This window comes from Domibacillus indicus (genome assembly GCF_023715895.1).
Taxonomy (GTDB): domain Bacteria; phylum Bacillota; class Bacilli; order Bacillales; family Domibacillaceae; genus Domibacillus; species Domibacillus indicus_A.
On sequence record NZ_JAMBOO010000019.1, the window covers coordinates 1 to 12,016 of the forward strand.

At 38.6% G+C, this 12,016-nt stretch carries 9 protein-coding genes, 2 pseudogenes and 2 riboswitches; of the genes and pseudogenes, 5 read left to right on the forward strand and 6 right to left on the reverse strand.

Annotated elements, in window-relative coordinates; translation table 11 throughout:
• Window positions 1-109: IS3 family transposase (locus tag M3221_RS26900; RefSeq protein ID WP_396120282.1), on the forward strand; the 109-nt coding region annotated here is incomplete at its 5' end.
• A gap of 911 nt (window positions 110-1,020) precedes the next feature.
• On the opposite strand, the gene M3221_RS19155 is transcribed toward M3221_RS26900, so the two are convergent.
• Complete coding sequence (locus M3221_RS19155) at window positions 1,021-1,218, reverse strand: hypothetical protein (RefSeq protein WP_251273309.1); 198 nt, start codon at window positions 1,216-1,218, stop codon at window positions 1,021-1,023.
• Entirely contained in the window at window positions 1,203-1,514 is a 312-nt protein-coding gene (locus M3221_RS19160) for an IDEAL domain-containing protein (protein WP_251273310.1), read from the reverse strand. The genes M3221_RS19155 and M3221_RS19160 overlap by 16 nt, the downstream gene beginning before the upstream one ends.
• A gap of 1,040 nt (window positions 1,515-2,554) precedes the next feature.
• Window positions 2,555-2,641: riboswitch (cyclic di-GMP riboswitch) on the forward strand.
• 52 nt (window positions 2,642-2,693) lie between these two features.
• Between M3221_RS19160 and M3221_RS19165 the strand changes: the two genes are divergently transcribed.
• Complete coding sequence (locus M3221_RS19165) at window positions 2,694-3,395, forward strand: response regulator transcription factor (RefSeq protein ID WP_311316153.1); 702 nt, start codon at window positions 2,694-2,696, stop codon at window positions 3,393-3,395.
• A 241-nt stretch (window positions 3,396-3,636) separates the two neighbouring features.
• On the opposite strand, the gene M3221_RS19170 is transcribed toward M3221_RS19165, so the two are convergent.
• Entirely contained in the window at window positions 3,637-4,236 is a 600-nt protein-coding gene (locus tag M3221_RS19170; RefSeq protein WP_251273311.1) for an RsfA family transcriptional regulator, read from the reverse strand.
• A gap of 865 nt (window positions 4,237-5,101) precedes the next feature.
• On the opposite strand from M3221_RS19170, the gene M3221_RS19175 reads away from it, so the two are divergent.
• Entirely contained in the window at window positions 5,102-5,566 is a 465-nt protein-coding gene (locus M3221_RS19175) for a C40 family peptidase (protein ID WP_251273312.1), read from the forward strand.
• Between the two features lie 244 nt (window positions 5,567-5,810).
• Here the strand turns inward: M3221_RS19175 and corA (M3221_RS19180) are convergent, their stop codons facing one another.
• The gene (gene corA / locus M3221_RS19180; RefSeq protein WP_251273313.1) at window positions 5,811-6,782 is read right to left on the reverse strand and encodes a magnesium/cobalt transporter CorA; all 972 of its coding nucleotides are present in this window, start codon (window positions 6,780-6,782) and stop codon (window positions 5,811-5,813) included.
• Between the two features lie 224 nt (window positions 6,783-7,006).
• A riboswitch (M-box (ykoK) riboswitch) is annotated at window positions 7,007-7,169 on the reverse strand.
• Between the two features lie 217 nt (window positions 7,170-7,386).
• On the opposite strand from corA (M3221_RS19180), the pseudogene tnpB reads away from it, so the two are divergent.
• Window positions 7,387-8,601, forward strand: a pseudogene (tnpB, locus tag M3221_RS19185) (IS200/IS605 family element RNA-guided endonuclease TnpB).
• 108 nt (window positions 8,602-8,709) lie between these two features.
• On the opposite strand, the gene corA (M3221_RS19190) reads toward tnpB, so the two are convergent.
• Both corA (M3221_RS19190) and M3221_RS19195 read right to left on the reverse strand, forming a co-directional pair.
• On the reverse strand, window positions 8,710-9,663 hold the full coding sequence (gene corA / locus M3221_RS19190) for a magnesium/cobalt transporter CorA (RefSeq protein WP_251273314.1): 954 nt from the start codon (window positions 9,661-9,663) through the stop codon (window positions 8,710-8,712).
• 472 nt (window positions 9,664-10,135) lie between these two features.
• Complete coding sequence (locus tag M3221_RS19195; protein ID WP_251273315.1) at window positions 10,136-11,317, reverse strand: NupC/NupG family nucleoside CNT transporter; 1,182 nt, start codon at window positions 11,315-11,317, stop codon at window positions 10,136-10,138.
• A 397-nt stretch (window positions 11,318-11,714) separates the two neighbouring features.
• Between M3221_RS19195 and M3221_RS19200 the strand changes: the two are divergent.
• Window positions 11,715-11,969 (forward strand): annotated as a pseudogene (locus tag M3221_RS19200) (MarR family winged helix-turn-helix transcriptional regulator); the annotation flags it as partial.
• Between the last annotated feature and the right edge of the window lie 47 nt (window positions 11,970-12,016).

Here is a 12,016-nt window from a genome sequence, read left to right on the forward strand (position 1 = left end):
CGAATTTAGTGACTATGTCAACTGGTTTAACAAGCTACGAATTCACGGAACACTAGGCTATGTAAGCCCAATTGAATACAAGCAATCGTCCCTTAAAAAGGCTGTCTGATTTAGTGTTGACAATCCACACTTTGCAGAAATCGCCATGTATGAATTCTTTTAACCGAAAATAAACAGCCATATTCCTTAAAACGCTTAAGTGAAGTTGAAAATATAATTCCTGATACGGATGTCTAAAGCTTCTTTATATTCATACATATTTAATTGGATACTTTACTATCTTTAGCTGATCTATACGAGTTTCTAGTTTGCGGATTGTAATGAACATAACTAATCAGGATGATATAAACTTCTGTGTAAAGATCGAATTGGTGAGTTTTCGATATTTCCATTAAATCCAATTCCAGCTTCATTGTGGAAGGATCAATTACAATATCTTTTATAGTCGAGAAGCCCCCAGTCTGTTAAAATAGAAATGCGAATACTATTTAAAGACCCCGGGGCTTTTTTGTTTACTACTTCTGAAAATGGGTACATGTTCATTAACCACTCATCTGAACTTGCCCATTCTCTCTTTTTGCCGAGTTTATCTCGGCTTTTTTATTTTGTCTGTATGAAAATTTTTAAACTTGCCCATAATAAATGGTATGAGAAGACCCCCCATTTTCTCATCCGATAACCCATAACACTGTGCAGCTGGAGCCTCCTCTGGCTGTTTTTTGCACATTTTTCTTGAAATGCTGGAAATAACCAGTATCAAGGCGTTAAGGAGATCCCCTCTAATTAGCGCTCTTGATGCTCCTTATAGCCTGGGAGCTTGAAAAGCTCCTTGGCTTTTTGTATAAATTTTTATTGAATAGCCCATAACAGTTGCTGTTAATTCCAAACCCAATTCCCATGAAAGCAACCATTCCTTCAGCCAGGTTCCTCACACCTGGCTCTTTTTTCTGTGACCAGGTCCTGCTTGTAATGCAATTATTTGTGATCCAATGAAAGGAAGAGGGATATGAAAAGATCATTTCATTTGATCAGCATAAGTCCGGGTTTCGCCTCTTGCAGCCATCCTGTTGGCAAATGCAGATAGCGATGAATAATGTTCTCACCGGCTAAACCTTGCTTCAAGTAACGCTCGTATTGCTCCTTGTTTGATCTTGTCAGATATAAATCATTTGTTTTTTGAAAAACAAAGAGTGTCATCCTGCTCAATGACTGCTCCACGATACGCCACTTTTTAATCCTCCCGTCAATTCCTCAAACCATTCTTTGTCTTTCGTCATAAGGGCTAGATCAATGAGCGCTGTTTTATCCTGAATATCATCCAGTAGTGTGCCAATGGGTTTTAGACGATGCTCCTCAAATAGTAACTTCGTTGGCGTTCCCCATATCAATTCGTCTTTTATGATTCTTCCTACTATCGCTAGCTCAATCTGACTGTGGTAACAACCAGTCCTGCTGACATAACCGATGACTGTAAGATCCCCGATTTCGGCTTTTTTCCACTCTCCGATCTCCAAGGCTGTTTCCCCCTTTTTAATAAGCAAAAATACAAACTACATTAGGGGGTAAAAAGGCGGTAAATTCATAGATTTCCCTATAATACATGCAAAATTTTGGATTCTATTATATTTGTCTTAACTGAAAAAGTGAGACGTGAATAATACGCGCAACTTCATTATTCAAAACTACATTTCACTTCCTCTATCGTTGCAACATATAATACATTTACCCAGATACCTTTTTGCACCTATCTAGAAACTTTTGAAATAACTATTCTTGGTTGAAATAGTTACTTTTTTCATCTATTCATGCTCCTCAAAATTCTATTCTTTCACCTTGCGAATGTTCACTGCTGTTCTTTTAAACTTAAGGTCAGCGCTTCCGCCTTCACTCCCCCTCTTTATATTCTATTACCGCTGCTTCTTGCCCGCTCCTCTGCTCTAGAAGCTTTCTTCGGAGCAGGAAATCCCGGGAAGTTGGCTCACCTTCAACATCGAAAATGGCCTAATCTCTCTGAAAATCTCAAGGCTGCTAACTCTTTTATTCAATACTTGCTAACAAATACAACACGAAACAAAAGACCAACCTTTTTAAGCGAACAATTTCTATAGTTAATGAACCTGCCGAAGATTAATTAAAAGATTTTGAAGAGACCTCTGTAAAACTGCCTCTTAATCAATGGCAGCGCTCTACTGCAAAATTTCGATTACCTCTCCTGAACAGCTGAATGTAGTGCCTATCGCCCGGAGGCTCAACTTAAAAGTAAGTATAGTCATAAGAAAAGCGAATGTGCAGAAATCGGCAGCATCTTGATGATCATGCTTCTTTTATTATCTTACCCTCCACTTAGTGCTTTTCTTTGCTAAAAACCCTCTTTCTTTTTTATACATTCCTCATTAATAAAAATAGCTTAGGAATGAGTATAATGCTATTTTATATGCCTTAAACTCCATCTGACTCCTTTGGCTTTCCCCATAACAGTTCCATTTGTGAGCTCCAAAAACCTCCCGACAAAATTCGACACTTTTATTTTTTATCTTTTTTCCATTATAATGAAAAATGATAAAGGCAAACTTGCCGAAAGGTAAGGACGCAAAGCCACGGGTCTACCATTCTTTTGAATCATGACAGCCGGGCTGCCAAATAGGGACTCCTTCCTTGTTTGGATCATTATTTAATAAAGGAAGGGATTTAACGTGCGGTCTATATCTAATGAATCAAAGACTAAAATCGTTCTTATTGACGATCAACAACTATTTCGAGAAGGGATAAAGCGCATTCTTAATTGTGAAGAAACCTTCGAAGTACTTGCTGAAGGAAAAGACGGTGTTGAAGCAATTGAATTAGCAGATCATTATAAGCCAGATGTTGTGATCATGGATATCAATATGCCAAAAACAAATGGTGTTGAAGCAACTCGTAACTTAATCAGTAAATACCCGAATATAAAGGTTATTATTTTGTCGATCCATGATGATGAAACTTATGTTATACACGCGCTTCAATCAGGCGCTTTTGGCTATTTATTGAAAGAAATGGATACAAAAAAACTGATAGAAGCAGTAAAAGCTGTTGCAAAAGGCGAATCATACTTGCATCCACGTGTGACACACAAGCTAATTACTGCCTATCGCCGTTTATCAAGTGCGGCAGCTCGTAAAAAAGAGTTTCAACAGCCACCAGTCCGTCTGCCGCTGCATTTGCTCTCACGCCGTGAAAGTGAAGTGTTGCAGTTGTTAGCAGACGGAAAAAGTAACCGGAGTCTTGCAGAAACGCTTTATATCAGCGAAAAAACGGTCAAAGGCCACGTTTATAGCATTCTTCGAAAAATGGACGTCAATGACCGCACACAAGCTGTTATCAAAGCTATTAAAAATGGCTGGGTTGAAGTCAGATAGATACCTCTACTTCAAATCATCCTAAAAAAACAACTCATGTTAAAACAAACAGCAAAAACCACCTCGTTTTTTTAAAGCCGTGGTGGTTTTTTATCAAAAAGTCATAAACGAGTTCACGCAGCGCTATTTTTTGTTCAAAAAAGATGCAAAAAACTCTATAATGCGGCGCAGATAACTTTGTGTTTTGTTAAAATTTAAACCGCCTGGACATATGCCCGGCGCTTTAAACCTAAATGGATAATTATTCCGCGATCTTTTCCAGATTACCGTTCTTCTCCATTTTAAAAGCAGGAGACGGGTCATTATCAGCTAATAGCACCGTTTGTCTGGCACGATTCATGATCCGCATTAAGGTTTCATAGTCCTCCTGTATCGTAATGTTTTCCTGCTGAGTTTGTTCTAATTTTTTCTCCAATTCAGCTTTTTCTTCTTTTATGATTACCAGCTCTTTTCGAAGCTGTTCAGCTTCTGCTGCGGAGGCCGCTTTACTCTCTAAATTAGTTAGAAAAGAGATCACCTGAGCTAAAGAAATACCAAGATTTGTGGAATCCCCTGCTGGTGTCTCAACTGTATGATCTGCCACTTCAATATTTTTCTCTCTTCTAGCGAGCATGTGGAAATAATCTTTTCTTTGTTTTTTAGCTGTGCCCATTTCCCTTACATACTGTTGTCTAACGACTGCATTCCATCGGAACCCGCAGGCTGCGGCCGTTCTGTTCAACCTGTCTCCTGCTTCTTCAAACGCTTTCAACTGGGTACTTCCCTCACGTACATATCGTAATACTGTTTCAGCAAGCAGCCAATCATTTTCCTCTGACCAGGCATCTTGTCTTTCTTTCATCGGTTATCTCCCCCTTTTATTTAGATATCCTTTTCACGAAGATGGCCGCTTCTCTATAGAAAAGTACTTGAAAATGAAGTATTCCAAGTATATTCTGTTCAACTTTAAAATATTTGTGAAAATAAAGAAGATAGCCAAGTTTTGTTTTAGATTATTAATTTCGTGCAATCTGCTGATATCTTTATAAAACCTCAGACTGGTCCAAATCCCTCTAGATACAGGCGCGCAATATCAACCCTGTAGTAAATAACTAATCGTTTTTTTAAAAAATGGCCTTATACATAAATAAAAAAACAAGAACAGTCTAGAGGCCGTTCTTGCTTCTTGTTTACTTATTTTTTGATGTTTTCATTAATTTTTCTTTGCTCGAACTCTCACTCGTTTTCTTAATGTATTCCTCATTTGTAAGAATAGCTTGAGTAGTGGTATCTCAAAATTTTAAAAACTTATTTTGTGATTGGGAACTTAGAGATAGCGATAAACTATGGCCTGAAATAAAAAACTGGACCCGCTCTTGGGTTTGGTTTCACCTTTTCTATGCTATCTACTGTTCCCTTTTTCCTTTATTCAATTAGCTTTTTTATCATCAAGCCCTGGCTTCTCAATAATTTTACTGGAGCAACGTACACGCCGTCTCTTACTTCTTAATCCAGCCATCTTGTAGCTTATAGCTATTTATCTTCGTTTTAAATTATTATTTTCCCCCATTTTATATCAAATAATCAATTGTAACTTTTCTGTAATATCAAATTAATATGGCTGTGATTTTCTTTTCATCATTTCCAAGTAAAATATAACTATTAAATACAAACTTAGTTATCTAGTTAAATATTTAGTTATCTAGTTAATATACGGAGGTTTCATTTTGAAGAAAGTAATTGTCGGTTCTATGACAGCAATCACACTTTTGTTTGGCAGCATGACAACATCATTCGTTTCTCAACCACACGCGGTAGAAGCCGCTTCAAATTATAAACAAAAAGCAATTAGCGAGGGTAAAAAAGTAATCGGCACGCCATACAAATGGGGTGGAACAACAACAAAAGGTTTTGACTGCTCTGGCTTCGTTGGATACGCATTTAAGAAAGCAGGCAAAACGTTACCTAGAACAACTGCTGAAATATATAAAAAAGGAAAAGCTGTGTCTAAATCTAATCTTCAAAAAGGTGATTTAGTATACTTCCAAACCTATAAAAAAGGTCCCTCTCACATGGGAATTTATCTAGGCAATAATGAGTTTATTCACGCTTCTTCTTCGAAGGGTGTGTCCATTACCACCTTGAGCAACAGCTATTGGAAAAAAAGATACATCGGAGCAAAACGGTTATAAATTAGCTTTTCACAATTTATAGACAAAAAGAACATACAAAAAACGGTTTAAGCGGGGTATAGGATCTTCTACGCCCCGCTTGCCGTTTTCTTAAGGTGTTGTAAGGATGGCCTCATAATCATTCCCTAATGCAAAATAAGTTATTTCCATTCAGACGACAGTTATGAATACTTAGAAACGAAAAAGGCTCATGATTACGCACGAAGTAATCATGAGCCTTTTTCTTCCTACATGTCTTGATTCGTTACAAAAGCTGCTTCTTTTTAAAATATCTCCACATTCCAAACGTTAAAAGGATAAGCGCCAAAAGAATAATAACAGTAGCGAAGGGAGAATCCTGATAAGGCAGAGGCACATTCATCCCAAAAAAACCTGTCACAAAGGTTAAAGGCAGCATAATGGTTGAAATTAATGTAAGAACATTTAATTTTTCGGATGACTTTGCATTGATGATGGAATAATACGTATCCAATGCGCTGTTAACCAGATCCCTGAATGTTTCAGTCGCATCGACAATCCGCTCCAGATGATCAAGCAAATCCGTGTAAAATGGAACATTTTCTTCTCTAATATCGAACTTCCATTTACCATTAACCGTTAAAAAGATCCTGCGCTGCGGTAAGATTACCCGCCGGATCAATATAATTGTACGTTTTAGGGCTAAAAACTCTTCCGTGACACCCCTGATGGATTCATCATAAATCTCGTTTTCTAACTCATCGATACGAATACTAATTCGGTCTAGAATAGGGAAATATTCATCTGTAATCCCATCAATTAAAGCGTATAAAAGAAAGTCCGCCCCTTTATCCATATACTTCGTACTTCTAGAACAGATTGCATCCATTTGTCCAAGCCATCTTAACTTGTGCTTATGAATGGTTACCACATAATTCGGGCCAACGAAAACGTTAAGCTCAAGAGTTGTAATTTCATTATCACTTTCCTCGTTATACCGCAGGGCATGGAGAACGAAAAACTGATAATCCTCATAGTTATCCATCTTTGCCCGCGGGCTGTCATGAAGGCAGTCCTCAATGGCCAAAGGATGAAAATCAAAAATCTTGGCTATTTCATACAATTCACGGCTTTGCACATCATAGATATCAATCCATAATAAACTATCGGCATGGCTTAAATGCCTATGAACATCCGATAAGTTGATATTGGAGACCATTTCTTGTTTATCATTTCGATAAAGATATGTTTTAATCATTGATCATTCACCTCGTTTAATTTATCCGAGGCATTTAAAAGCTGCTGGATTCCTCCTGGATGGTATATGAGGAATAGAAACACCTTGGATGCCTCACTTTGATGCTGTTCTTAAAATGGCTTATCGAATGCGGGTCGTCAGTGCCCATTTCTTCCTCACCTCCAAGACAAATAAAAGGCCCCTTTCCAACAGAAAGGGGCCGTAAAAAGTCTATTTACGTTTTACATGTCCCCCCTTGTTGAGTTTTAGCACTGTATAGCATAGGCATGAACCAGCTGCGTTAAGAAAAACCTTAATCCGATCTTTCCTGTTGACCCATTGGCGTCTTTCGACATTTTTGGGCAGCAGCGTATCTCTATACAGGAGCCTCACCTAACAGAAGACGTATTGAACTATTAATACTATATGCAACCAGCCACTTTGCGTCAAATGATTTTGCAATCAAAATCCAAACTTTTTTATCATCTTCGGCGAGAACACCCCCACTTCAAGCTTGCTAAGAGGGGGATGAATCGTTGCTCTTTCAGTCATTCTTTTTCCTTGAACGCTCTATTGCTAAAATGGTATAATTAGGTACAGAACAAACGTTCAGGGGATGAGGAAAATGATAAAAACCAAAAAAGATGAAAAAAAGAACCTTCATTTTAAAGCCTTTCGGTTTAAAATCCATCCAAGTGACAAGCAAAAACAACTGATTAATCAAACGATCGGCTGCTGCCGGTTTGTCTACAATTATATATTAAATGAAAACATCAAGAGTTTTGAAAAAACAAAAAAACGGTATACAGAAACAGCTGCTAAAAAGCTCCTCCCTGGGCTAAAAGAAACATTTAAATGGTTGTCTAGTTCTGACAGTATTGCTCTTCAGGCAAGCATCGAATATCAGTACGAAGGATTCAAAAAATATAAGGAACAGCCGAAAAAAGAATTAAAAAAACGAGCCGCTAAAAAATGTGCAGAAGGCTATACGCCAACGGCGTATGACTTTAAGGGCCATCCGACATTCAAAAGCAAGAAAAACCCGGTCCAAAGCTACACAACCAAAATGACAAATAACAATATTAAAATCGTGGACAATCGCATTCAGCTGCCGAAACTCGGCTGGATTCGTTTTTCAAAGTCCCGAAACATTGAAGGTGACATTAAGCGTGTCACCGTGCGCCGAAGCAGCACCGGCCGGTATTCGATTTCGGTTATCTGTGAAATGCCATATTCCCCCTATAAGCCAAGCACTGACGATGCCGTTGGCATCGATGTCGGGCTGAAAGAATTTGCTGTACTCTCAAACGGCCAATTCATCGCCAACCCGAAATACTACCAGAAATACGAAAAGCGGTTAGCCTTTCTTCAGCGTGCGTTTGCACGTAAAAAAGAAGGTTCGAAATCGTGAGGAAAAAATAAAGTCCAGATTGCTAAACTGCACGAAAAAATCAAACACACAAGAGAAGATTTTCTTCACAAGCTGACGACCAGGCTCGTTCATGAAAACCAAGTGATCGCGGTGGAAAGTTTGTCAGTGAAGAATCTCGTCCAAAGTAAAAAGCGAAGCAAGGGGATTCACGATGCGTCATGGTCGAGGTTCAACGAAATGCTCGCCTACAAAGCGAAGTGGTACGGACGGACGATCATAAAAGTCGATCCGTTCTTCCCATCAAGCCAGCTTTGTTCGGGGTGTGGCCACCAGCATAAGGATGTAAAAAATCTCGCTGTCCGGGTGTGGGAGTGTCCATCCTGCGGCGTATGTCACGACCGGGACTTGAATGCAAGCCTAAATATTGAAAAAGAAGCCCTTCGGCTTCTTTCACTTCTGTCTATTTAAACTTGGTCATAAAACCGTTGGAATACGGGGTTAGCCTGATTACTGGGGGTCGAAGATCCTCTTGCCCAGGAATCCCCCACTTCAACCGTCAGGTAGGTGGGCGGTAGTTCAATCGCTGTCAAACCAGCCTTTAGACTTAAACCAAATAAACATTCCCAACCCAATAAAGAACATCACGCCTAAGATTATATAGTACCCAAAACGCCATTTTAATTCGGGCATATTTTCAAAATTCATTCCATAAATCCCGGCAATAAAGGTTAAAGGCATAAAAATCGTCGTAATCACGGTTAAGGTTTTCATAATATTGTTCATTCGAAAAGAGTTTAACGATATGTAATTATCTCTTATATCCGAGGTCAGTTCCCGGTTTGATTCAATCATTTCACTCAGCTTGAGGAGATGATCGTATATATCCTGAAAATAAGCCCGCTTTTGTTCCTGAATAATAAACCTTTTTGATTCTAGTATCCTGTATATTAACTCTCTCATTGGCATGATGGTTCGCCTTAGTTTCAACAAATCCTTTCGAACTCCAAATACTTTGTTAATGAGCGTATCCGTCGCTTTTTTTGATCCGTAATAATTTTCAACGGAGAGTAGATAATCCTCCAATTCCTGAACCATCGGAAAAAAACTGTCTACAATTTTATCCATAATTTTGTAGCTTATTTCAACAGGTCTAAAACGATTAACATCTGTAACCTTCTCAAACATTTCCCATACAGCATTCATTTCTTTCAGGTCTTGAAAATGAAAAGAGACGATGAAGTTCTCTCCCATAAACAGGTCTACCTCATGTGCTTCTAGTGTTTTTTTATTTAATGCATGAATAACAAGAAAGCTAAGGTTTTCATAGTACTCCAGCTTGGGACGCTGAAGAAAATGTACGCAGTCTTCAATCGCAAGTGGATGAAACTGAAAATGACTGCTAAGTAAGAGAATTTCCTCTTTAGTCGGCATGTTAAAGTCTACCCAATACCAATCCATTTCAACGAGAGTATCCAATGCTGGGTTAATGAGTAGCTGCTTTTCTTTGTCCACAGAAAGTATTCTAATCATAAGATTCTCCTGACCTCTGGTTATTTATTCTTTCTAACTCTCAATATCTTTATCTTATTATTCTTAGCTGCACTTTTTACACTCTTCCTCCGTGTGTTCAGTATGTATGAACAGATCGTTTAACTTCTTTGCCCTGGCTCTCGCTTGGCTCAAAATGCTTTTTCCTCAAACAGGTTAGTGATAAGGGCAAAAAGAAAAACTGAATTCCCTATATTGTACAACAGAGAGTTCAGTTTTTCTTTTTTATAAACAGCTTAACTTTATTTTAATCCATTTAAAAAACCGGATAACGGTCATCCTATACTTGAAAACCTGGTCAGGCTCGACTTTCCCTGTCCCCCATTACCACTAATAGATCTTCTTTATGAATAATTTTGGATACGATAAAATCGCGGCCACTTACAATGGCCACGACGCTGATGCTGTATACAGCACGGATTTCAAGCTCCTGCAGCCTTTGCCTTTCTTTTTCTTAAAGAAACAGACCGACAATTGTTGCAGAAAGAACAGAAGCCATCGTTGCCACCAAAAGCATTTTTAAGCCAAAACCAGCTACTTTTGCCCCTTGCTCCTGGCTAAAGCTTTGCACGGTTCCCTGGATGATTCCAATTGAAGCGAAGTTTGCAAAACTGATCAGGAATACAGATACGATACCGACTGTTTTGGCAGTTAAGGTATCAAGTAACGGAGCAAAGCCCAGCATGGCAACGAATTCGTTTGCCAATATTTTTGTTGCCATAACTGCTCCTGCTTGAACAGATTCCGCAATTGGAATTCCCATTACGATGGCAACCGGTGATAATACATAACCAAGGATGGTTTCAAGCTTCATGCCTGTGACCCCTTCAATGCCATAGTTAATCATTGCAAGCAATGATACATAAGCGATCAGCATAGCGGCAACAATCCCGGCTACTTTAATACCATCCACTGCGCCATTTCCAATTGCCTCGAACAGAGACTGCTCTCTGACCATTTCACTAATATTCACATCTATATTCTCTTCTTTCACTGGTGCAACGATGGTTGCTAAAATCAAACCGCTCATAATGTTAAGCGGCAGTGCGACTAACACGTACTCTGCTGGAATCATTGTCATATAAGCAGCGACAATGGAAGCTGACACAGAAGTCATCGAGGCTGTCGTAGCAACAAATAACTGGTTTAAATTAAAACCAGGAAGCTGGTTTTTAATCGCCACAATGGCGCCGGTATCTCCAAAGATTGAAGATGTGACGACAGAGAACGACTGAATGCGTGGAAGGCCTGTTAGTTTTGCAATCGCCCCACCCAGGTACTTAATGGTCAAAGGCAAAATGCGGATGTAGTTTAAGATCGACAGCAATGTAGATGTGAAAACGATCAGCAGCAGTACATTGATAAAGAATACAGTCTGACCTTCAGGAACTAGCCCACCAAGGACAAAGTTAATCCCTTCATTACCAAACATCATTATTTTTGCAAAACCTGCCGCAATGGCTTTGAGGATCTGTCCGCCGATGTTTGTATTAAGCATAAATGCTGCAACGGCCAACTGAAGTACGAATAAAATTCCGATTGCACGATAATTGATATTCTTCTTATCATTTGATAACAAGTAAGCTGTACCAAACGTAAGAATGATTCCGACGATACCCACTAAAATACTTGTCATGTTAAGTCTCCATCTTATTGTTTTTGCCTTGTACGAAAAATACGAGCAGTCGAACGATGAAAGTCATTCACTGCTGTAGAAAAACGAACTGTTTATCCTGCTGTTTTTCAGGCCTCTTCCGTATTATGGACAACAGCAGGAGTAACCATGCGTCCCAAGTGTCTGTTGGTTAAGGATCTTCTGCTTCTTAACACCAAAGGTAAGTCCTAAGGTCTGATTGTATAGCGAAAGAAATACCGAGGGTTAATAGTAAAATTCATCATACATAAAAAAACATATCTCACTTTACTCGACCTCTTTATCATTTTTTATTGCAAATGCAACAAAGTTAGGTTAAATTTGATATGTGGTTGTTTTTATTGCATTTGCAATAAAAATGCATACTACGGAGTTCATTATGAAGGAAATTCTTCGTGAAATTGGAATGATCGCAAGTGCATTAAATTCTATAAGTAATATAGAATTTAAAGAATACGGCCTTACAAAAGGGCAGTATTTGTACCTTGTGCGAATATGTGAAAACCCAGCAATCATTCAAGAAAAGTTAGCTGAGATGAGAAAAGTAGACCGAACAACAGCGGCTCGTGTTATTAAAAAACTTGAAATTAATAGCTTTATTGAAAAGAAAGAAGATGAACATAACAGAAAAAATTAAAAACTCTTTCCAGCAGAAAAAGTAAACAAGAGAAATTATTGATT